Consider the following 20,232-nt stretch of genomic DNA (forward strand, 5'->3'; position numbering starts at 1 on the left):
TATTCTGTGCGGAATAACCCAAATTATGACGCGCAGAATAACTGTGCAACATTAAAACAAAAGGAGAGTGCAGCATGAAAAAAATCGCATTTTTTGATACAAAACCGTATGACCGCACGTGGTTCGACATTCTGGCAAAGCACTATGAAATCGCGTACTTTGAAGAAAAGCTGAACCGCCACACGGCGACGCTGACAGACGGCTTTGACGCCGTGTGCGCCTTTGTGAACGACCGTGTGGACGCGGCCGCCATTGACCGCATGCACCGCTGCGGCGTGCAGCTTTTGGCACTGCGCTGCGCGGGCTTCAGCAATGTGGATATGCAGGCGGCAGCGGGCAAGCTGCGCGTGGTACGCGTGCCCGCCTATTCCCCACACGCCGTTGCGGAGCACACCATGGGGCTTTTATTGACGTTAAATCGCCGTTTGCACCGCGCCTACATCCGCACGCGCGATTTCAACTTCAGCATTGTGGGCCTGACGGGCATAGACCTCTACAAAAAGACCGTCGGTATCATCGGCACGGGGCGCATCGGCCGCGCATTTGCGGAAATCTGCCGCGGCTTTGGCATGCGCGTTTTGGCGTATGACAAGTATCCTGCGCCGGACTTTGAGTACGTTTCGCTCGATACACTCCTGCGCGAAAGCGACGTCATCTCCCTGCACTGCCCGCTCAGTGAAGAATCCTACCACATGCTCGACCGCGAAGCGTTTGACAAAATGAAAAAAGGTGTGTTTTTATTAAACACCTCGCGCGGCGCGCTTATTGACAGCGAAGCGCTTTTGGACGCATTGAATAACGGCACCTTGCGCGGCGCGGGACTGGACGTTTACGAGGAGGAGGCGAAGTTTTTCTTTGAAGACCATTCCGACACCGCCGTACAGGACGACACTTTGGCGCTGCTCATCTCCCGCCCGAACGTCATCTTAACGGCGCACCAGGCGTTTTTGACCGAAGAGGCATTGTATAATATTGCGGAAGTGACGGTGCAGAACCTCGATGATTTCTTTGCCGGAAAGCCGCTTAAAAACGAAGTGTGTATCCGCTGTGCAGGAAATTGACCTGCCGCGAACGCACACTTTTCAACCGTTTTTTACTTTTCTGTGGAAATCAGGGCTTAATATTCCAAGCCGTACGGCCAATCGACCAAGCTGCCGATGTCGTAAATATGCGTATAGCCGTAGGATTCGAGCTTCATCGCCGCCATAAAGCTGCGGCGGCCGCTCTTGCAGTAAACAAGAATCGGCGTATCGAGTGTGGGGATCTTTTCCTCCGCGGTGTCTTCATCAATGGTATCCACCGGGAAAAGCACGGCGTTTTCGGCGTGGCCCGTGATGTATTCGTCTTCGTCGCGCACGTCCAAGATCACGCAGTTCGGCTCGGTATCGATGATATGCTTTGCTTCCTGAAACGAAACCTTTTTATATGATTCTTCCATGGCATTCCTCTCGTCTTCACTGAAAAGCCCCGGGGCAGGTGCTCCGGGGCTTTGTTACGGATAAACTTAACTTAGATCTGAACCTTCTTGATGATCTCCTTGAGGCACTCAGAGCTATGTACAAGCGCGGCATGCTCGCTCTCGGTCAGCGGCAGGTTGAGCTTATTCACAACACCCTTGTGGCCGACGGTGGTGAGCAGGCTCAGGCAGACATCGCTGATGCCGTATTCGCCGTTCAGCATGGTAGAAACCGTCATGTTGGTATCGATGCCGGAGAGGATGCACTTTACGATATGACAGACGGAAATGGAAACCGCATAGAACGTTGCGCCCTTGCGCCTGATAACGTTGCCGCCGGATTTGCGCATGTAATCCTCAACGTCCGCATAGTTGAGCGGCGGAATCAACATGCCGTCGGTGTTTTCCATAGCCTTCTGGTATGCGTTTGCCGGGATGTTGGAGATGTTCGCAACGGACCACGGCACGAAGGAGCTGTCGCCGTGCTCGCCCAGAACGTAAGCGTGTACGTTCTGCTGGTTAATCTGGTAGTACTCGGAGAGACGTGCACGCAGACGGGCGGTATCGAGGATGGTACCGGAACCGAGGATGCGGGACTCCGGAATGCCGGAGCACTTGCAGAACGTATAGGTGAGGATATCAACCGGGTTGCTGACGAACAGATAGATTGCATCCGGTGCGTACTTCGTGATGTTCGGCGTGATGCTCTTGATGATGTTGACGTTCGTCTGTGCGAGATCCAGTCTGGTCTGGCCGGGCTTACGGGCAATGCCGGACGTGATGATGACGATGTCGGAATCCTTTGCGTCTTCATAGCTGCCCGCATAAACGGAACATGGCGTGCAGAACGGAACGCCCTGACGGATGTCCAGAGCCTCGCCCTTTGCCTTTTCCTCGTTGATATCGATCATGACAATCTCGGAAGCAATGCCCTGCACGGTGAGGGTGTAAGCAATCGTGGAGCCGACGCTGCCGCTGCCGATAATGGTAATTTTATTCATAGTTCAAACCATCCTTTTTTCAGTATAGTCGCAGAATTTTGGATTATCGCTTTGATTATAGTATATTCAGGGGAATAAATCAAGTAATTTTCGGCGTTTTGGGCGCATTCTGCGGGCTTTTGGGGATTTTGTCAAAGCTGTGTCAAGCCCGTGCGAAAAAGTGAACAACATGCACGGACACCGCAGTCGTATGGCAAAACGCGCATGTCTTTGTGGCGCTTTTTATTTATTGTAGACCTTTTCCATGACGTAGGCAATGTTCGCGATGCCGCCGTCCTCGCGGTGGAACATGCCGTCAAACTTGCGGGCATAGAGAAATTTGCGCCCGAGGAACTCCGTTTCGAACCGGTCGTCGTCATCGCTTAAAATCTCCTCGCACAGTATCAGCGCTTCGTCTACAATGTACGCCGGAACAGCCTGCAGACCGTGACCGCCGTAAAACTTGTCGATGCCCTTAAGATATGTCGCAAGGTGGTCGAGACTTTTCGCATACGTCTCGACCGTTGTGGAGCACGGCAAACCGAGCAGTGTGTTCGCGTTGCAGGCGTCGCCGGAATACAGAACGCGGTGGGCACGGTCCAGATAGACCATGGTTCCCACGGTATGACCCGGCACGGCAATAGCCTCAATCTGCACGCCGCCGAGGTCGAACACGTCGCCGTCTTGAACAGGCAGCGTCTTCACTGCGCACGGCGGCACAACGTCTTCCTTTTTGGGCACAAACGCCCCCTCCGGCTTGCCGCCGCCCATCACAAATCCGTAGCGCTTGTCGATGTCGCCGTGCTCGTACAAAAGCGCAACGTCCGCCGGATTCACATAGCATTCCCCGTACTCAAACGATGCGCCGGCGTGATCCACATGTCCGTGCGTCAGCACAAGCGTAACGGGCAAATCGGTACATTCGCGTACAAACGCTTTCAAACTGCCTATGCCTGTAAGACCATCGATAAGCAGCGCTTTTTCACTGCCTTCGATCAAATAGCAAAGCTCGCCGCCCAGACCGCCGATCTGCGTAACATTGTCAAAAATCTTTCGGCTTGTAAAAAACTTGGACAAAATAAGCGCCTCCTCCGTAAATTTGCGGCTCTGCCGCCTTTTTATAAAGCGGCTGCCGTCTGCGCCGCTTTCCTGCGTTTTTCGCTTTTATTATACGATATCGTTAAAAAAATGTCTATAAGAAAATCTCGGCTTACGGGACTTTTTACATTACATTTAAAACAGATTTTTATCATACGGAAGTACTTTACGGCCCTTCTAACGGTAAACCGCGCTTTTTATCTGCCGTTTTACGAAAAAAGGCAAAAAAGCTCTTGCATTTTCGGGGGCTATGTGGTATGATTATGTCTGCGTTATTGGAGTTCAAGGCGAATCTATGCCCACCAATACGGTTCAGGCGGTTTCGCCGTACTATAATCCTACGATCGAGGAGGTGTCTACTGTGCCCAACATCAAATCCGCTAAGAAGCGCGTTAAGGTCGCTGCCGCAAAGACCCTGCAGAACAAGATGATCAACTCTCAGCTCAAGACAGAGATCAAGAAGGCTAACGTTGCTATCGAGTCCAATGCTGCTGACAAGGCTGAGGCTGTCAAGGTCGCTGTTAAGAGAATCGACCAGGCTGCTGCAAAGGGTATTCTGCACAAGAATACGGCTGCCAGAAAGAAGTCCGCTCTCGATAAGAAGCTGAACGCTGGCGCGTAATTTTCCCAACATCGCAATGCATTAGACGACTGCTTTCGGGCAGTCGTTTTGCATTTTACGGCACTTTTTAAAGAGAATATGTAAGGCGGAAGCAGGCTTTTTCGGTCTGCTTCCGCCTTTTTTGTTTTTGTGCGTTCTCCTATTCTAAACGTTCGTCATACGAACGCTTCAAGAAACCCAAGGCCCCACAAGCTTTTGAAAAAGCTTGTGCAAAACTTTATTCGTCCGCTCACCGGCAGAACTTCCTTACCACAACGACTCAATAAATACCATGGCGTACAAAAAGATGCTGAACACGGTCGTTATCATGCCGATGGTAAGCCCGGCGACGGCAAGACCTTTGCCCCGCTGAAAGCTCTTCTTAATCTGTGAAAGCCCCAATGTAGAGAACACGATGCCGAGGATTGACAGCGGCGGGAATACACACATCAGCACAAGCGCGACACACGAAAGCACAAAGCCCGCGACCGCGTAGCCGTTCGTGCGGTTATTCATCGGCATCCCATACGGCCGGTAGGGCTGCACATACGGATTTTTCGGTTCTTCAAACTCCGAGTTCGGCGCAAGCTGTATTTTCGCTTCACTGCCGCAGTTTGGGCAGCAGCGCATTGTTTCCGGGTACACGGTGCCGCATTCATAGCATTGTACCATTTCTCCACCTCATTTTTGCTCTTTTCCCCAGTATATCGGGTTTTAGTAGCCTTGTCAATGCCCGTTTCTGTCCGCGGCGGACGGGCAAAAATGACAAATTTGCCCATGTGCAAAGGATTTTACGATTTTATGAAAAAATCTTTAAATCTCTATTGACAATCATATAATTATGTTGTATACTCTCATCATCACATAGAAGGAGATGAACAAAGTGGAGTGGACACTTCCCGGAACGGTGCTCTCCGTTGACGCAGACCGGCCGCAGGCGGCGGAAGAAGTTTTTTCTTCCCTGTTTTTAGCCGGCGGGCTGGTGCTTTCGCAGGTGACGCAGGTCACGGGGCTGGAGCCGTACATCATTCAAAACTGGGTGCGGCGCGGCTTTTTGGCACCGCCGAAGCAGCGCAAGTACACGCGCCGCCAGTTGAGCCGCATCTTGATGATCAACGCGTTGAAAAGCACGCTTTCCATCGAGCAGATCTGCAAGCTTTTAAGCTACATCAACGGTGCGCTGGACGATGAGGGCGACGACACCATCGACGATACGGAGCTGTACGGCGCGTTCGTGCTGGTGGCGGGCAGCGTGCAGAAGCACGGCTTGACCTCGGAAAGCGAAATGAACCGTTTGATCGCGGACGGCCTTAAGGACTATAAAGAGTCGATCCCCGGCGCGAAGGAACGGATTGAACAGGCTTTGCGCATTATGATCACCGCGTGGCGCGCCGCGCAGCTGCAAACCAAAGCGCAGAGCATGATGAACGCGCTCTGCGTGAGCGCAGATTTTGAAAAAGGAGAAATTTATGTTTGAGGAATTCAAGGGCACCGCGATTCCCATCCCAACGCCAAAAAAGCCGAGCGGAGACTTTTTAAAGAAGCTGCCGAAAATCGTGCTCATCGTCGTGATCGCCCTCATACTGCTCGCCGCTGTGGCAAGCTCTTGGTACACCGTGAACGACAAGGAGCAGGCCGTTGTGACCACGTTCGGCAAGGTGACGGACATTACGGATGCCGGCTTCCACTTTAAGCTGCCGTTCGGCATTCAGAAAGTGGAAAAGGTCAACGTGAATGTCTACCAGAAGCTCGAGCTCGGCTACCGCAGCGTCGGTTCCGCCGATAACTTTGACATCATCGAAAGCGAAACGAAAATGATCACCGGCGACTACAACATCGTCGACGTGGAGTTCTTCGTGGAGTACAAGGTCAGCGACCCGGAAAAGTACCTCTACGGCTCGTATGACCCGGAAACGATTCTGCGCAACCTGCTGCAAAGTCAGGTGCGCAACGTGGTCGGCTCCGAAGCCGTGGACGCCGTTTTGACAACCGGCAAGGAATCCATCCAGATGCGTGTCAAAGAGCTTGTATCCGAAATTTTGCAGGAATACGACATCGGTTTGACGCTTGTAGACGTAAAAATTCAGGACTCCGACCCGCCGACCGATGAGGTGACGGAAGCGTTTAAGGCCGTGGAGACCGCAAAACAGCAGGCAGAGACCGTGCGCAATGAGGCGCGCGCCTACCAGAACGCACAGCTCCCGCAGGCGGAAGCCAAAGCCGACGAGCTGCTGCGTAACGCCGAATATTTGAAGCAGAAGCGCATCAACGAAGCAACGGAGCAGGTCGCGATGTTCGAGGCCATGTACAAGGAGTACAGCCAGAACCCGGGCATCACGCGCTCCAGAATGTACTATGAAGCCATTTCCGAAGCCCTGCCGGACGTGAAGGTGTATATCGATACCTCCGGCGAAAACGGCGTGCAGAAGGTGCTGCCGCTTGAAAGCTTCACACAGAGCGATGTGACTACGACCGCCCCCGAAAAAGGAGAAGAATAACCGATGAAAAAGAAAACCGTGATCCTCTTGGCCGTGCTTATACTGGCGGCTGTGTGCCTCTTTAATTCCGTGTACACTGTGGAGGAAAACGAATACGGCTGCACCGTGCGGCTCTCTAAAATCATCTCGACGACCGATGAGCCGGGCCTGCACTTTAAAGTGCCGTTTTTGGACAGCGTGAAGTCCTTCCCGAAAGCCACCATGCTGTATGATATTCCGCCGAGCGAAGTGCTGACCGCCGACAAGCAGAACATGACCGTGGACTGCTACGTGCTGTGGAGCGTCTCCGACCCGCTGAAATTTTACCAGTCGCTCGGCAACACGAGCGTTGCCGAGGAACGCTTAAACGCGCTGACCTACAACGCCCTCAAAACCGTAATGGGCACGCTTTCGCAGTCAAACATCATCAATATGGACGACGGCGCAGCGCGAAACGACATTTACGAGGGCATTACCACAAGCGTCGATACGCTTGCCGCAAACTACGGCATCAAGGTCGAGGACGTGAAAATCAAGCGCTTTGACCTGCCGGAGGCAAACGAAAGCGCCGTTTATGCCCGCATGATCTCCGAACGCCAGCAGATTGCGGAAAAATACACCGCAGACGGCAACTACGAAGCATCGCTCATCCGCAATGATGTCGATAAGCAGGTGAACATCATTGTCTCGAACGCGGAGGCCGAAGCCGCAAAATTGCAGGCCGAGGGCGAAGCCGAATACATGCGACTGCTCGGCAAAGCGTACAATACCGAGGATAAGCAGGAGTTCTACAAACTCACGCAGGCGCTTGAAGCCCTAAAGAGCACCTTAAACGGCGACGAGAAAACCATTATCTTAGGCAAGGATTCGGACTTGGCACAGATTTTGACGAATCCGTAAAGCCTGATAGCCACCCCGGCAAAACCGGGGTGGCTATTCCCATATAAACGAGAACGGCACAGCCCGGGAGGAAGCCCAAGGCTGTGCCGTTCTCTATTCAAATCACATAGGAGTCTTATGAGCTCAAATTATTCATCGAAGATGGAGACAATCTCGCCGTCTAAGATGCGGTTCATGTTCTTCACCGCGCAGAAGTTGCCGCACATGCTGCACGTGTCTTCCTTCTCCGGGCGGGAGGATTCGCGGTAGCGGCGCGCCTTTTCGGGGTCGATTGCGAGGTCGAACATCGCGTTCCAGTCAAGCTTCTTTCTGGCAACTGCCATTTCGTTGTCCCAATCCATCGCGTGCGGAACACCCTTTGCGATGTCAGCCGCATGCGCTGCAATGCGTGCCGCGATGATGCCCTCCTTCACGTCGTCCACGTCCGGCAGGCGCAGATGCTCTGCGGGCGTGACGTAACACAGGAACGATGCGCCGTTCATGGCTGCCACCGTGCCGCCGATGGCGGAGGTGATATGGTCATAGCCCGGGGCGATGTCCGTGACGATCGGGCCGAGCACATAGAACGGTGCGCCGTGGCACAGCGTTTTCTGAATCTCCATGTTCGCCGCAATCTGATTGAGCGGCATATGGCCGGGACCCTCGATCATGATCTGCACGTCTTTTTCCCACGCGCGCTTGGTCAGCTCGCCGAGCGTGATGAGCTCTTCAATCTGCGAAGCGTCGGTCGCGTCCTGCAGGCAGCCGGGGCGGCATGCGTCGCCGAGGCTGAGCGTCACATCATATTCACGGCAAATGTCGAGAATTTCGTCAAAATACTGGAAGAACGGGTTCTCCTCGCCGGTCATTTCCATCCATGCAAAAATGATGGAGCCGCCGCGGGAAACGATGTTCATCAAACGGCGGTTGCGTTTAAACTTCTTCGCCGTCTCTTTATTGATGCCGCAGTGGATGGTCATGAAGTCTACGCCGTCCTCCGCATGCATGCGCACAATGTCAATCCACTCGCGCGCAGTGATTTTGCCGAGCGCCTTGTGGTAATAAACGACCGCGTCATAGATCGGCACGGTGCCGATCATCGCCGGGCACTCGTGCGTCAGCTTGCGGCGGAACTTCTGCGTATCGCCGAAGGAGCTGAGGTCCATAATGGCCTCCGCGCCCATTTCGACCGCATGATTTACTTTTTCAAGCTCCATGTTAAGGTCGGTGAGGTCGCGGGACGTGCCGAGATTGACGTTGATCTTCGTCTTCAGCATGGAGCCGAGACCGTTCGGCTCTATGCATGTATGCACCTTATTGCACGGGATGATGACCTTGCCCTCCGCCATGAGCGCCATGAGTTTTTTCGGCTCCAAGTGCTCTTTTTCGGCAACTTTCGCCATTTCCGGCGTAAAAATACCCTTGCGGGCGGCATCCATTTGCGTTGTGTATTCCATTTTCTGTTCCTTTCCTAATGCGTGTTTCGGAACAAAAGAAAAGGGCATGTGATAATGACACATACCCGGATATTTCCGTTCCCTACGTTGGCATTATCCAAATCAGGTTTTTCGGGTCGAGGGTCACACCCTCCTCTCAGCCCGTATACGAGCACCCCGTTTATTATTTTTTGCGTTTTCCGCGTATTTACTCTACCACGCCAAGTGCGTTTTGTCAAGATTTTGCCTGTGTTCTCGGCTTAGTGTCCGCGCACGTTGATCTCTTTTTCGCTCAATTTCGAATAAATAAGCTGCTGTCCGGAATAAAGGCTGAAATAGCCCGAGAACAGGAAGCTTACAAGCGCCGCGATCATGCAGAACAGTGCACTTTCGCCGCCGAAGAGCTCTACGCTGAGCAGAATTGTCGCAATGGGGCAGTTCGTCACACCGCAGAACAGCGCCGCTATGCCGATGGCCGCGCCGAACGCAGGACTCAGACCGACAAGCAGCGCCAGCGTACCGCCGAGCGTGGCACCGATGAACAGCGTGGGCACGATCTCGCCGCCCTTAAAGCCCGCGCCGATCGTGACGGAGGTAAAGATCATCTTGAGCAAGAATGCCTCGGGACGCACGACGCCCTCTTCAAAAATGCGCTCGATGACGTCCATACCGCCGCCGTTATACGCGCGCGTACCGACAAGCAATGTGAGCAAAATCACCACAACGCCGCCGACCGCCGCGCGGAGAAATTCGTTTTTAAAAAGCTTTTTGAAGAGCTTTGCGCCGCTGTGCATCATCCAACAGAACAGCATGCTGACAACCGCACACAAAATGGCGATGACGAGCACACGCCACATGGTGGAAATATCAAATGCCGGGACATTTTCGACGAAGAAATGCTCCGGGGCGACACCCATAACCAGTGCCAGCGCATAGGCAGACGCAGAAGACACGATGCACGGAAACAGCGCCGAGGTGCAGAAGCGGCCGACGCTGACGACCTCTATCGCGAAGACACATGCCGCCATCGGCGTGCCGAATACCGCCGCAAACACGGCGCTCATACCGCACATGGTGAGAATGTGGCGGTCTTCCTCATTTAAACGGAACAGCTTGCCGAATAACGTCGCCACGCTTCCGCCGATTTGGAGCGCCGCGCCCTCGCGGCCCGCGGAGCCGCCGAGCAGGTGTGTAATCGTTGTGCCGAGGAAAATGGCCGGCGCAAGCAAAATGGAAACACCTTTATTGCTGCGTACACCCTCGAACACCTCGTTTGTGCCCACGCCGGAAACGCGGCAAAGTTTATAAACGCCCACAATGGCCAAACCGCCGACGGGCAGCAAATATAAAAGCCATGGGTTAGCGCCGCGCATGGCCGTTGCCCACGCAACGGATTTTGCAAACAGCGCGCCGACGAAGCCGCCGAGCCCGCCGACAAGCAAGCCTAAAACGCCCCACCGCAAAAACGCCGCAATATACGCCCACACGTTTTCCGCAAGCGAGCGAATTTTCTCTTTGTTCTCCATTGTTCTTTCCTCACTCAGTTCATGTCTTTATTGACAAATAAAGTTGATCAGATTCCAAAGGTGAAACCTTTGGTCGAGCTCCGCAGAGCTCTAAATCCTTTTGCCTACCAAAAATCAGGACGGAAGAACGGAACTTCCAGTGGACGTTCCGTCCGTGGGAGACCCAATTAGGGGGTCTCCCAAAAAGGCGAAGCCTTTTAGAATTTACTTTCTCACAAAATTTATTTTCTCACAAACAAAACGCCCAGCGTGTTCGGACCGCAGTGACTCGAGACCGTGCAGCCGGCATAGGTCTCCAACACCTCGTCGAAGCCGCCGCATTCCTTGATGATCGCTTTCACATTCTCCACAATCTCCGGCGCACAGCCCGAGTGCGTGATGAAAATGCGATTTCGTCTCAAATCGTCTCTGCCCTGCAAACGCTCGCGCACATACTGTGCAATGCAATTGTCGATCTTGCCGCGGTACTTTTTGCCCACGCCCATTTTGCCGTCCTTCACTTCAATGCACGGCTTTAGCTTCAATAAATTCGCGCCGAGCGCCGCCAAGGTAGAGCATCTGCCGCCCTTTTGCAGATAAAAAAGCGTATCGATGACGAAGCTCGCCTCTACTTTTTCCGCCGTTTCGCGCATGAGCGCGGCAATCTCTTTGGGGTCCTCGCCCTTTTCCGCACGCTCTGCGGCATCCAAAACGAGCAGCGCGATGCCCGTGGAAAGATTGCGGGAATCGACCACATACACGTTTTCAAACTCCGCCGCAGCGGTGCAGGCGTTCTGGTAGCAGCTGGAAAAATCACTGCTGATATTGAAATGGATCACCGCGTCGTAATTTTCCCTGCATTTTTTGAAAAATGCCGTGTAATCGCCCACGTTCACGGCAGCAGTGCGGCACACGCCCTGGCCTGAGCGCACGTAGTCGAAAATCTCCTGCGGCGTGATGTCCATGCCGTCGCGACAATTCTGCCCGCCCTTTTCAATGTACAGCGGCGTAATGCCGATATTATACGTTTCGATAAGCTCCGGCGACAGATCGCATGTGCTGTCCGCCGAAATTTTAATCCTCATTGCAGAATTCTCCTCTCCGCTTTCGATTCGTTTTACGGTGTTTATGTTGTTTCAGTATACAACAGCCCGCGCTTTTTTTCAAGATTTCGCACCGTTTCCGGCATGATTTTTCCGTCTCTTTCATAAATTTTAAGACATTCTTACATCGCGCAAAAACGCTTGCATCTAAAGAAATTTTTCGCTACAATAAAATCACAAAACAAAGATGAGAGGAGACCGTATATGCAAGGTCAAAATTACAATCCCTACACCGGCGCACCGCTTTCCGGCATAGATCCGCCCGCCGGTTATCCGCAAAAAAGCCGTATCGCAGCCGGACTGTTCGGCATGCTGATGGGCACATTCGGCGTGCACAATTTTTACCTTGGCAATACACAGCGCGGACTGATCCAGATTTTGGTCGCTACGCTCGGCGCGCCTCTCACCTGCGGTCTTTCCACCGTTGCCGTGTGGGTCTGGAGCCTTGTTGAGGGCGTGCAGATCTTAGAAGGCAAGATTAAAATGGATGCAAACGGCATCAAGCTGAAGGACTGAGAAAGGAGATCTTTATGACAGACGAAAAAGACACCCGGAACACCACCCCGGAGACCGCAAAGCCGGAGCCGACCTTGACGAATCCCGTAGAGCAGAGCTTTGCCGAAGCCGAGCGCCTTGCGGAGCAGGCAGAAGCCGCCGCAAAAGACGAACCGTGCTGCGATATGCCGAAAGCCGAAGAAGCTGCCCCGGAAGCACCGAAAACGGAGGTGCCAACGCCGCCGCAGTATCAGCCGCCGCAGTACACCTATGCGGCCTACACCGCACAGCCGCAGCAGCCCACCCCGCAGGAGGGCGCGGGCGACTACCGCCCCCCGCGCTACACGGAGCAGTACCAGGCGAACGCCAATAATGCAAATTATAACAACCCGCAGCAAACCTACTACGCCCCGAACGGCCAGCCGCAGTATGGGCAGAACTACGCACAGCCGTATGACCCGCCGCAGGGCACCAAAAGCCGCATTGCAGCCGGTGTGCTCGCCATTTTATTCGGTGTGTTCGGCGTGCACAACTTCTACATCGGCAAAACGGGCCTTGGCATTGCACAGCTTGCCATCACCGTTTGCAGCTGCGGCACGCTTGCCATCGTCTCCGAAATTTGGGGCATCATAGAAGGCGTGCGCCTTTTGCAGGGCACAATCTATACGGATGGCCACGGCATGAAGTTTATTGACTGAGCTTGATTTTATACCATTGACTAAAATTCCAAAACAGCAAAACCCGGTGCAGCCGAATCCAGACTGCACCGGGTTTTCTCTGTTCTGTTATGACGATATAAACGCGTTTCTTATTTGACCGGCAGCCAGACACGCATCTGGTTTTCGCCGCGGTTTGCCCATGTGTAATACGGGATAAGGCGGATTGTTTTTTTCACAAATTTCGGAGCCTTTGTGGAATACAGCGTGTCGATGTCTTGCTGTGCGCAGCCTGCGATCTCTACGGGCACAATGCCGCCGAGCGTTTCGGGCTCGAAATCGAGCGCCTTCGGCTCTGCACCGGCTTTAACATGCAGCGGCAACACCTTACCGTTATCGACTTCCTCTGCGCAGTAGACGAGCGCGCCGCGCTGTACACACACCTTGCCGCTGTCCGCCGCGATCTTTGCGGAGGCGTACACAACGTGCGGGGTCATATCCATGGTGAGCGCAAGCGTATCGCCGTCTTTCCATGCGCGGGTGATGTAAGCGTAGCCGTCCTTTGTCACGGCGTTAAGGTCAACCGCTTCGCCGTTTACGGTCAGCAAGCTCTTTTCACTCCATGCCGGAATGCGGATAGCGACCGTCGTTTCCGCTTCGCCCTTAATCGTATACTTTGCCGTGCCGCCGTGCGGGAAATCGGTCTCGCAGGTGAGCGTGATGCCCTTTTCGGTCTTCACCGTGCCGCCTGCATAGAGGTCAATGAAGAACGTGTCTTCATTTTCGCTGTACGCATAGGAGCCGAAGGAAGACACCATGCGCGCCACGTTCGGCGGGCAGCATGCGCAGGCATACCATTGCGGGCGGGTGGGCAGCACTGCGCGGTGCGTGACGGCCTTGCCGGAAATGCCCGGTACGACCTCAAGCGGGTTCACATAGAAGAAACGCTTGCCGTCAAGCTGCATGCCGGCGAGCACGGTGTTGTAGAACGCGCGCTCCATCACATCGGCATATTCGCCGCGGTGCTCGTTTTCAAGCATCTTCTTCGCGAAGAACATCAGGCCGATGGAGGCGCAGGTCTCGGCGTACACGGTGTCGTTCGGCAGGTCATAATCGACCGTAAAGGCTTCACCCATAAACGTGGAGCCGATGCCGCCCGTAACGTACATGCGGCGCTTTGTGATGCTCTCCCACAAATTGCGGCAGGCAGCAAGCAGTGTCTCGTCCTGTGTTTCCTTTGCGACGTCCGCCATGCCGGTGTAAAGGTACACGGCGCGCACGGCGTGGCCCACGGCGTCCTTCTGCTCACGCACGGGCAGAGTGCTCTGGGTGTAGTCGGTATTCAGCTCCTCCGTGCCGTCCCAAACGTTCCAGCCGCGGTTCTTTTTTTCTTCCACGAAATAATTCGGGGCCTGACCGCGCACGTCTACAAAGTGCTTTGCAAGCTCCTTATACTTTTCGTTGCCCGTGGCGCGCCACAGACGCATCAGTGCGAGCTCCACCTCCGGGTGGCCCGGGTAGGCGTGCGTGTTTTTCTTCATGAATTGCTCGTAAATGCAGTCTGCATTCTTCGACATGATGTCGAGCAGCTCGCGCTTGCCGGTAACCTCATAATACGCCACGGCGGCCTCCATCATGTGACCTGCACAGTAAAGCTCATGTGCCTCGCGGATGTTCGTCCACATTTTGTCGGGACACTTCACGGTGAAATAGGAATCGACATAGCCGTCTTCGTGCTGGGAAGCGCCGTAGAGCCGAATGGTCTCGTCCACGGCCTTTTCAAGCTCCGGGTCTTCGCCCGCTGCAAGCGCATACGCCGCCGCTTCGATCCACTTTGCGACATCGCTGTCTTGGAACACCATACCGTAGAATTCGTCCGGCTTTACGTCCTTGCCCCTCAGCTTTTCAGCTGCAAGGCGGATATTTTCAATGGCGTGGCTCTTTTCGATACCCGGGATGGCGTCGTTCAGGATATTATACTGATACGGCAGCACCTCCTCGCGCACGAGCTTCTGCATTTTGCCGATGAAACCGTTATCAGCGGAAAAGGATTTTACGGGGATACGTTCGCTTTTCATCTTTGTAAACCTCCATCATGAACTTCAAGTTGTTCGTACATCTTTTATAGCACATTCAACCGGAGAATGCAACTGTTTTCGGAAAACTTTTATTTTGATACGGAAAGTTCATGAAAAACGGTTGCAATTTTCACGCGTTGCAGGTAAAATCAAACTATAAAATTTTTTCCGAGAAACTCGAACCGAAAAGGATGCGTGCCGCATGGCCATAAAGATAAAAGGGAAACTTCCGCTTAAAATTTGCAGCGTGCTGTTCGTTTTGTACGGTGCAGCGTCGCTTGTGGCGCTTCTGCTGTGCCTCATCGACCGAAAATACGTGGAGGAATACGACCTTTCCGCTTACTTTAATTCCTCTATGCCGGTGCTGTCTGTTGCGGGCGCGATGCTTGTGCCCGTTTTGCTGCTCATTGCGGGGCTGATGGGCCACGCCCGAGCAGACCGCCCGAACAGCATGAAGCCGTGCTTTTTTCTGGGCCTTGCTACCGGCGTCATCATTCTTTTCAATGTTTTGTACGAAATCTTCACCGGCGATGCGCCGAATATGCCGGAAATCTGCACCTATGTTCTCGACCTCGTTCTCCCCGTTCTCTACACGTTCTGCGCATGGCTGAACTGGAGGCACAAGGGAGACGACACGCCGAAAGCCGCAGATGCCGACCCCGCACCCGCTTCTAAATCCTGATCGTTCCCTTTAGATAAAAAACTCAAGCACGCAGAACTTTCGAGTCTGCGTGCTTTTCTTTTGGCTTGTTCGGTTTTTGAAAGGCGGTTTGTGACCGCCTTTTAGGAAACCCATGCAACTGGGTTTCCTACGGATTGAACGTCCCCCGGACATTCAATCCTACTTTCCTGGTTTAAACCGCCGTTGCCGCGGGCTCGTCAGTTCATCAGCGCTTTATAGATTTCGCCTTTCTTAAATCCGGAGAGCTTTGCGGCCTCCTTAGCGGCGTCGCTGGCAGAGCTGCCGTTTTCCATCGCTTTTTTTGCGGCTTCTACGGCGTCCTCTAACGTCATTTCTTTCTGTTCTTCCGCCTTCGCACCCTCAATGACGAGCACAAATTCGCCCTTTGGGGCGTTCTGCTCGTAGTATTCGGCAGCTTTATATAATGTCGTGCGCACGCACTCCTCGTGGATTTTCGTAATTTCCCTTACAAGCGCGATGCGTCTGTCGCCGAATACCTCCGCCATATCTCTTAACGTATACGGCAGCTTATGCGGCGCTTCGTAGAACACCATGGTGCGCACTTCGTTTTTGACGGACTCCAAGTGATCCTTACGGCTCTTTTTATTGACGCTCAAAAAGCCCTCAAACGTAAATCTGCCCGTCGGCAGTCCCGATACCGCCAGCGCGGAAATGACGGCGCTCGGGCCCGGCACAACAAGCACCGGCACGTCGTGCTCGGCGCATAGCGCCACAAGGTCTTCGCCCGGGTCGGAGATGGCCGGCATGCCGGCGTCGGAGACGATGGCGCATGTTTCGCCCGCCAAAATGCGGTCTACAATGCGCCCGCCCTTTTCGGCCTTATTGTGTTCATAATAGCTTACAAGCGGCTTTTTAATGCCGAAGTGGTTTAAAAGCTTCATCGTGACGCGCGTGTCCTCCGCTGCGATGAAATCCACCGCCGCCAAGGTCTCCGCCGCGCGGGGCGAAAAATCCGACAAATTTCCGATGGGCGTGCCCACCACATACAATGCACCGCGAAGCAGTTTATTTTCTTCCATCTGCGCGTCCTCCCTCGTGACCGAATTTGTAATTCCCGTAAATTCCCAGCATTTCGGCGGAAAACTCGCCGTTTTCATCTTCTATAAAGAGCGTCGGCAGTACGGAAAGCCCCGGTTTGCCGCCGCGCCGCACTTCCAGTAAAAACAGAGACGGCGCGGTGTTTATCCTTTGCTGTACGAGCCGCAGCCTTTTCGGCTCTAAGCCGTAGCTTCTAAAAACATTCATTGCGTCTGCAAGGCGCTCCGGGCGCTGACAAAGGCAAAGCCGACCGCCGAAGCGCAGCACGTCTCTGCCTGCTTTCGCGACATCTTCAAGCGTGCAGGTACACTCATGCCGCGCGTTTTCCATGCGTTCGTCCGGGTTGCGCAGCCCCGCGCCCACGGCCTTATACGGCGGGTTACACGCCGCAAGATCTAACGTTGGGTGCGGAATGATTTTTTTGATCTCCCGTATATTCCCCCGAATGACCTCGATATTTTCTTCATACCCGTTTTCCGAAACGGAGCGCAAGGCCTGCGAAAACGCCTGCTCGCCGAGTTCCACCGCCGTGATGTGCCGCGGGGCGTAATTTGCCTGCCACAAAAGCGGAATGGTGCCGCAGCCCGTGCCGAGGTCAATGCAGCGTTCTTTGTGTTTCGGCGCGGCAAAATGCGCCAGCAAAATGGTGTCCGTATTAAACGTGTGCTCGCGGCTGACGAGTACACGGCAGGCAGGCGCAAGCGGCTCCCAGTGCAGATTTTCCACAGGTTTTCTCCTTTTGGTTGAATTTAGCTTCCGATAAACATGGTCAAAAGTCTTTGATTAAACTTTCTTCGAGAAAGTTTACGAATTCCAAAGGCGCTGCCGCCCTTTTAACAGCAAAAGAAAAAGGACTGCCGCTTGGGCAGCCCTCTCTTTTACGCAATGTCAGCGATTATGCCTGCTCCGGAGCGGAAACCGGGCAAGTGTCAGCGCAAGCGCCGCACTCGATGCAGGTATCAGCGTCGATCTCGTACTTGCCGTCACCCTCGGAGATTGCGGAAACAGGACATGCGTCTGCGCAAGCGCCGCAAGCGATGCAAGCGTCTGTAATTTTATATGCCATTTTAGGACACCTCCATGTATTTGATACCTACATTCTAACACAAATCCATGAAAATGCAAGCGAAAATTGCTTTTTTACAGATACGTAACAAAAGCCCGCCAAAATACAGGTGCTTTTAGTTCTCCAGCTTCTTGAATTCCTCAATTTCCTTCTTATTCAGCTTAATCTGCCCGTCTTTCAGCACGCGTACGTCCTTCACTTTGTAGACGCTCGGCGCGGCGTCCGGACTCTTATCGAGCCGCACGGTCAGTTTTCCGGTAAGCAGGTTCTGGTCGATAACAACGCCCTTGCCGTCCGGCGTGGAAACCACAGCGTTCACCTTCGGCGTGGTGCGCAGCAGGTCAAGGTATGCCTCCTGCTCATATTTCAGGCAGCACATCAGTCTGCCGCACGTGCCGGAGATTTTCACAGGGTTCAGAGAAAGCCCCTGCTCCTTCGCCATTTTGATGGAGACCGGCTGAAAGCCGCCGAGGAACGAGCCGCAGCAGAACGGTCTGCCGCAGATGCCGAGGCCGCCGATCATCTTCGCTTCGTCGCGCACGCCGATCTGACGCAGCTCAATGCGCGTGCGGAACATGCCCGCAAGGTCTTTTACCAGCTCGCGGAAGTCCACGCGGCCGTCCGCCGTGAAGTAAAAGAGGATTTTACTGTTGTCAAACGTGTACTCCACGTCGACAAGCTTCATTTCGAGTCCGCGCTCCGCAATTTTCTTTTCGCACTGCGTGAACGCATTTTTTGCTTTCAGTTCATTTTCCGCCACGCGGCGCAGGTCGTCTTTTGTCGCCTTGCGAATCACTTTTTTGAGCGGCTGCACAATGGAATCATCCGCAACATCGCGGTTGGCCATCGCCACTTCGCCGCACTCTACGCCGCGCGCCGTTTCTACAACGACGTGGTCGTCGGCGGAGAGCTTCTCGCTGTTCGGGTCAAAGTAATACACCTTGCCCATGTTCTTAAAACGAACACCGATTACTTCTGCCATATTTATATCCACAGCCCGTAAAGGGCTTCCTTTCTTTCCGGGAAAAATCCGTATTGTTATTTTGACAACACGGACAGTTTTTATTTCAAAACAGGCTTTATTTGCCCGCAGTTTCTTTCATTTCGGCGCACAGCGCCGTTACAAGCAGCGCCATGTTCGCGTTGCGCCGCCAGTATTCCGTGTATTTTGCCGTCATTTCGCACAGCGCCATCAGCGCTTTTAAAGACAGCTTGCGTCTTAATTTGTCGCAGACCTCGCGCGCGGGCACCTGCACATTTACATTGTTTTTCAGCAGACATGCATCGCGCAGCAAAAGCTGCAAGCGTTCCATGCTTTCCGGGAATAAGGGCTTGTCTTTGATGAGCGGCGCGGTCGCCGCCAAAAGGTCATGCTCCGTGCCGGAAACGAGTGCGTTTGCAATGTCTTCCGCCATTTGCTCCGCTTTTGCGGCGCGGCCGTTTTCGCCGTCCGAAAGCATTCTGCCGATGTTGCCGCGGTGCAACGATGCAAGCTTTTCAGCTTCCTCCATGGGCATGCCGGTCTTGTTCTGCACGTAAACCGCCGCTTCGCTGTCCTCCGGCGGGCGCACGGTGAAAACCTGTGCACGCGAGCGGATTGTCGGCAGCAAAGCGTCCGCAGAAAGCACCGTAAAGATGAAAAGCGCACCTGTCGGCGGCTCTTCAATGACCTTCAAAAGTTTATTCTGGGTGATCTCCGGCATGGGATTTTCCGCAAAAATGCAGTAGACGTTGATATCCGCTTCCTCCGGCTTTTTGTATGCGTCGCGGATGACTTCATCGACGGATGCGACCGAAATCGTGTTCGATTTGCCGCTGCCCGTAACAATGCGGATATCCGGGTGCGAGCCTGCTTTTGCGCGAATACACGCCGGACATACGCCGCAGGGCGCTAAATCGCGGTCTTCGCATGTGCAGACCGCCGCGCGGGCCAGAATCTGCGCCAACGTGCGTTTGCCAAGCCCCGCTTCACCCTGTAAAAGAAGAGTATGCGGCAGCCTGCGGCGCGAAAACGCCGCCGAAAGCGCCGTTTTCAGAGCCGCATTCCCCGCAAAACCTTCAAACTGCATTAAACCTTCTCAAAACGGTCTACGTTCAGCACGAAAATGGTAGAGCCGCCCACGGTGACTTCCACCGGGAAAGAGGAGTACATGCCCACATCCATGGTGGAGGTACTGGGCACAACCTGCGTTCTGCGGCGGGAATGCTTCGCGATGATACCGATGACTTCATCGACCTTTTCGTCTTCCACACCGGAGATGAAGGTGGTGTTGCCGGCCATCAGGAAGCCGCCGGTGGTAGCGAGCTTTGTGACGGAGAAGCCGCCTCTTGTCAGTGCGGAAGAGACCGCACCGCTGTCATCGTTGCTGACAATCGCAAGGATCAATTTCATAATATTTCCTCCTTATCGCGTTTTTTTGAAACGCATATTCGTTGTTTTTTGGAGATCAGCAAAGGCAGGCTAAACGAACCGTTAAAAGCCCCTCTATTCATCGCTTTTCTCTCTATTTGTATTTTAACATCTTGCCGAAGAAAAATCTATGGCAATACCGCACAGAAAAGTAGGCGCGATACTGCCAGAAGTGATATAATAAGACCATGGATAAACAGATGACAATGTCTGCGCTTAGTGATGAGTTGGCGCAGGTACGGACAAAGAAG

The 20,232-nt window shown here is 53.7% G+C and carries 22 protein-coding genes and 1 riboswitch; of the genes, 8 read left to right on the plus strand and 14 right to left on the minus strand.

Features of this window, described 5'->3' with window-relative positions; genetic code table 11:
• Nucleotides 1-74 precede the first annotated feature (74 nt).
• The gene (locus tag R2K26_RS15000) at nucleotides 75-1,061 is read left to right on the plus strand and encodes a 2-hydroxyacid dehydrogenase (RefSeq protein ID WP_176820981.1); all 987 of its coding nucleotides are present in this window, start codon (nucleotides 75-77) and stop codon (nucleotides 1,059-1,061) included.
• A gap of 56 nt (nucleotides 1,062-1,117) precedes the next feature.
• Here the strand turns inward: R2K26_RS15000 and R2K26_RS15005 are convergent, their stop codons facing one another.
• From R2K26_RS15005 to R2K26_RS15015, 3 genes are all read right to left on the minus strand, one after another.
• A complete protein-coding gene (locus tag R2K26_RS15005; protein ID WP_176820982.1) occupies nucleotides 1,118-1,438 on the minus strand; it encodes a rhodanese-like domain-containing protein in 321 nt (106 codons plus the stop codon).
• A gap of 71 nt (nucleotides 1,439-1,509) precedes the next feature.
• Nucleotides 1,510-2,457: an L-lactate dehydrogenase gene (locus R2K26_RS15010; protein ID WP_308449175.1), complete on the minus strand. Its 948-nt coding sequence runs from the start codon at nucleotides 2,455-2,457 to the stop codon at nucleotides 1,510-1,512.
• A 222-nt stretch (nucleotides 2,458-2,679) separates the two neighbouring features.
• Nucleotides 2,680-3,513, minus strand: a complete 834-nt coding sequence (locus R2K26_RS15015) for an MBL fold metallo-hydrolase (RefSeq protein ID WP_316523355.1) — start codon at nucleotides 3,511-3,513, stop codon at nucleotides 2,680-2,682.
• A gap of 382 nt (nucleotides 3,514-3,895) precedes the next feature.
• Between R2K26_RS15015 and rpsT the strand changes: the two genes are divergently transcribed.
• Nucleotides 3,896-4,156: a 30S ribosomal protein S20 gene (rpsT, locus tag R2K26_RS15020; RefSeq protein WP_176821029.1), complete on the plus strand. Its 261-nt coding sequence runs from the start codon at nucleotides 3,896-3,898 to the stop codon at nucleotides 4,154-4,156.
• A gap of 246 nt (nucleotides 4,157-4,402) precedes the next feature.
• On the opposite strand, the gene R2K26_RS15025 is transcribed toward rpsT, so the two are convergent.
• Nucleotides 4,403-4,807, minus strand: coding sequence for a DUF4190 domain-containing protein (locus tag R2K26_RS15025; RefSeq protein ID WP_316523356.1), 405 nt, complete (start codon nucleotides 4,805-4,807; stop codon nucleotides 4,403-4,405).
• 202 nt (nucleotides 4,808-5,009) lie between these two features.
• On the opposite strand from R2K26_RS15025, the gene R2K26_RS15030 reads away from it, so the two are divergent.
• Genes R2K26_RS15030 through R2K26_RS15040 form a run of 3 tightly spaced genes read left to right on the plus strand, consistent with a single transcriptional unit; the run spans nucleotide 5,010 to nucleotide 7,512 of the window.
• Complete coding sequence (locus R2K26_RS15030) at nucleotides 5,010-5,612, plus strand: DUF1836 domain-containing protein (RefSeq protein WP_316523357.1); 603 nt, start codon at nucleotides 5,010-5,012, stop codon at nucleotides 5,610-5,612.
• Nucleotides 5,605-6,633: an FtsH protease activity modulator HflK gene (hflK, locus tag R2K26_RS15035; RefSeq protein WP_316523358.1), complete on the plus strand. Its 1,029-nt coding sequence runs from the start codon at nucleotides 5,605-5,607 to the stop codon at nucleotides 6,631-6,633. The genes R2K26_RS15030 and hflK overlap by 8 nt, the downstream gene beginning before the upstream one ends.
• Before the next feature lie 3 nt (nucleotides 6,634-6,636).
• Nucleotides 6,637-7,512 carry a protease modulator HflC gene (locus R2K26_RS15040; protein ID WP_316523359.1) on the plus strand — a complete coding sequence of 292 codons (876 nt, stop codon included), beginning with the start codon at nucleotides 6,637-6,639 and terminating at the stop codon, nucleotides 7,510-7,512.
• Nucleotides 7,513-7,640: 128 nt separating this feature from the next.
• Here R2K26_RS15040 and thiC read toward each other — a convergent pair whose 3' ends face one another.
• From thiC to R2K26_RS15055, 3 genes are all read right to left on the minus strand, one after another.
• Nucleotides 7,641-8,948, minus strand: coding sequence for a phosphomethylpyrimidine synthase ThiC (gene thiC, locus R2K26_RS15045; protein WP_176820989.1), 1,308 nt, complete (start codon nucleotides 8,946-8,948; stop codon nucleotides 7,641-7,643).
• Nucleotides 8,949-9,009: 61 nt separating this feature from the next.
• A riboswitch (TPP riboswitch) is annotated at nucleotides 9,010-9,117 on the minus strand.
• A gap of 70 nt (nucleotides 9,118-9,187) precedes the next feature.
• Nucleotides 9,188-10,453 carry a chloride channel protein gene (locus R2K26_RS15050; RefSeq protein ID WP_316523360.1) on the minus strand — a complete coding sequence of 422 codons (1,266 nt, stop codon included), beginning with the start codon at nucleotides 10,451-10,453 and terminating at the stop codon, nucleotides 9,188-9,190.
• Between the two features lie 221 nt (nucleotides 10,454-10,674).
• Entirely contained in the window at nucleotides 10,675-11,517 is an 843-nt protein-coding gene (locus R2K26_RS15055; RefSeq protein WP_316523361.1) for a DegV family protein, read from the minus strand.
• Nucleotides 11,518-11,739: 222 nt separating this feature from the next.
• On the opposite strand from R2K26_RS15055, the gene R2K26_RS15060 reads away from it, so the two are divergent.
• Both R2K26_RS15060 and R2K26_RS15065 read left to right on the plus strand, forming a co-directional pair.
• On the plus strand, nucleotides 11,740-12,051 hold the full coding sequence (locus tag R2K26_RS15060; protein ID WP_316523362.1) for a TM2 domain-containing protein: 312 nt from the start codon (nucleotides 11,740-11,742) through the stop codon (nucleotides 12,049-12,051).
• 14 nt (nucleotides 12,052-12,065) lie between these two features.
• A complete protein-coding gene (locus R2K26_RS15065) occupies nucleotides 12,066-12,728 on the plus strand; it encodes a TM2 domain-containing protein (RefSeq protein WP_316523363.1) in 663 nt (220 codons plus the stop codon).
• A gap of 110 nt (nucleotides 12,729-12,838) precedes the next feature.
• Here R2K26_RS15065 and R2K26_RS15070 read toward each other — a convergent pair whose 3' ends face one another.
• Complete coding sequence (locus tag R2K26_RS15070; protein ID WP_316523364.1) at nucleotides 12,839-14,764, minus strand: beta-L-arabinofuranosidase domain-containing protein; 1,926 nt, start codon at nucleotides 14,762-14,764, stop codon at nucleotides 12,839-12,841.
• 202 nt (nucleotides 14,765-14,966) lie between these two features.
• Between R2K26_RS15070 and R2K26_RS15075 the strand changes: the two genes are divergently transcribed.
• The gene (locus tag R2K26_RS15075; protein ID WP_308449165.1) at nucleotides 14,967-15,446 is read left to right on the plus strand and encodes a hypothetical protein; all 480 of its coding nucleotides are present in this window, start codon (nucleotides 14,967-14,969) and stop codon (nucleotides 15,444-15,446) included.
• A 197-nt stretch (nucleotides 15,447-15,643) separates the two neighbouring features.
• Here R2K26_RS15075 and rsmI read toward each other — a convergent pair whose 3' ends face one another.
• From rsmI to R2K26_RS15105, 6 genes are all read right to left on the minus strand, one after another.
• A complete protein-coding gene (gene rsmI / locus R2K26_RS15080) occupies nucleotides 15,644-16,486 on the minus strand; it encodes a 16S rRNA (cytidine(1402)-2'-O)-methyltransferase (RefSeq protein WP_176820996.1) in 843 nt (280 codons plus the stop codon).
• Entirely contained in the window at nucleotides 16,473-17,231 is a 759-nt protein-coding gene (locus R2K26_RS15085; protein WP_316523365.1) for a methyltransferase, read from the minus strand. The genes rsmI and R2K26_RS15085 overlap by 14 nt, the downstream gene beginning before the upstream one ends.
• A gap of 169 nt (nucleotides 17,232-17,400) precedes the next feature.
• Entirely contained in the window at nucleotides 17,401-17,571 is a 171-nt protein-coding gene (locus tag R2K26_RS15090) for a DUF362 domain-containing protein (RefSeq protein WP_176820997.1), read from the minus strand.
• 115 nt (nucleotides 17,572-17,686) lie between these two features.
• Entirely contained in the window at nucleotides 17,687-18,553 is an 867-nt protein-coding gene (locus R2K26_RS15095; protein WP_176820998.1) for a stage 0 sporulation family protein, read from the minus strand.
• A 97-nt stretch (nucleotides 18,554-18,650) separates the two neighbouring features.
• Nucleotides 18,651-19,640, minus strand: coding sequence for an ATP-binding protein (locus R2K26_RS15100; protein ID WP_316523366.1), 990 nt, complete (start codon nucleotides 19,638-19,640; stop codon nucleotides 18,651-18,653).
• Entirely contained in the window at nucleotides 19,640-19,963 is a 324-nt protein-coding gene (locus R2K26_RS15105; RefSeq protein ID WP_176821000.1) for a cyclic-di-AMP receptor, read from the minus strand. The genes R2K26_RS15100 and R2K26_RS15105 overlap by 1 nt, the downstream gene beginning before the upstream one ends.
• Nucleotides 19,964-20,232 lie beyond the last annotated feature (269 nt).

Origin of the sequence: Neglectibacter sp. CSJ-5 (genome assembly GCF_032490475.1) — a bacterium.
Lineage (GTDB): Bacteria > Bacillota > Clostridia > Oscillospirales > Acutalibacteraceae > Hominenteromicrobium > Hominenteromicrobium mulieris.

Bases quoted from the DNA above. Each gene is read 5' to 3' on its own strand.
- R2K26_RS15100 (WP_316523366.1), bottom strand. From the start codon at position 19,640: ATGCAGTTTGAAGGTTTTGCGGGGAATGCGGCTCTGAAAACGGCGCTT.
- R2K26_RS15070 (WP_316523364.1), bottom strand. From the start codon at position 14,764: ATGAAAAGCGAACGTATCCCCGTAAAATCCTTTTCCGCTGATAACGGT.
- R2K26_RS15040 (WP_316523359.1), top strand. From the start codon at position 6,637: ATGAAAAAGAAAACCGTGATCCTCTTGGCCGTGCTTATACTGGCGGCT.
- R2K26_RS15060 (WP_316523362.1), top strand. From the start codon at position 11,740: ATGCAAGGTCAAAATTACAATCCCTACACCGGCGCACCGCTTTCCGGC.
- R2K26_RS15005 (WP_176820982.1), bottom strand. From the start codon at position 1,438: ATGGAAGAATCATATAAAAAGGTTTCGTTTCAGGAAGCAAAGCATATC.
- R2K26_RS15095 (WP_176820998.1), bottom strand. From the start codon at position 18,553: ATGGCAGAAGTAATCGGTGTTCGTTTTAAGAACATGGGCAAGGTGTAT.
- R2K26_RS15000 (WP_176820981.1), top strand. From the start codon at position 75: ATGAAAAAAATCGCATTTTTTGATACAAAACCGTATGACCGCACGTGG.
- rsmI (WP_176820996.1), bottom strand. From the start codon at position 16,486: ATGGAAGAAAATAAACTGCTTCGCGGTGCATTGTATGTGGTGGGCACG.
- R2K26_RS15090 (WP_176820997.1), bottom strand. From the start codon at position 17,571: ATGGCATATAAAATTACAGACGCTTGCATCGCTTGCGGCGCTTGCGCA.
- R2K26_RS15075 (WP_308449165.1), top strand. From the start codon at position 14,967: ATGGCCATAAAGATAAAAGGGAAACTTCCGCTTAAAATTTGCAGCGTG.
- R2K26_RS15055 (WP_316523361.1), bottom strand. From the start codon at position 11,517: ATGAGGATTAAAATTTCGGCGGACAGCACATGCGATCTGTCGCCGGAG.
- hflK (WP_316523358.1), top strand. From the start codon at position 5,605: ATGTTTGAGGAATTCAAGGGCACCGCGATTCCCATCCCAACGCCAAAA.
- thiC (WP_176820989.1), bottom strand. From the start codon at position 8,948: ATGGAATACACAACGCAAATGGATGCCGCCCGCAAGGGTATTTTTACG.
- R2K26_RS15050 (WP_316523360.1), bottom strand. From the start codon at position 10,453: ATGGAGAACAAAGAGAAAATTCGCTCGCTTGCGGAAAACGTGTGGGCG.
- R2K26_RS15025 (WP_316523356.1), bottom strand. From the start codon at position 4,807: ATGGTACAATGCTATGAATGCGGCACCGTGTACCCGGAAACAATGCGC.
- R2K26_RS15010 (WP_308449175.1), bottom strand. From the start codon at position 2,457: ATGAATAAAATTACCATTATCGGCAGCGGCAGCGTCGGCTCCACGATT.
- R2K26_RS15065 (WP_316523363.1), top strand. From the start codon at position 12,066: ATGACAGACGAAAAAGACACCCGGAACACCACCCCGGAGACCGCAAAG.
- R2K26_RS15030 (WP_316523357.1), top strand. From the start codon at position 5,010: ATGAACAAAGTGGAGTGGACACTTCCCGGAACGGTGCTCTCCGTTGAC.
- R2K26_RS15105 (WP_176821000.1), bottom strand. From the start codon at position 19,963: ATGAAATTGATCCTTGCGATTGTCAGCAACGATGACAGCGGTGCGGTC.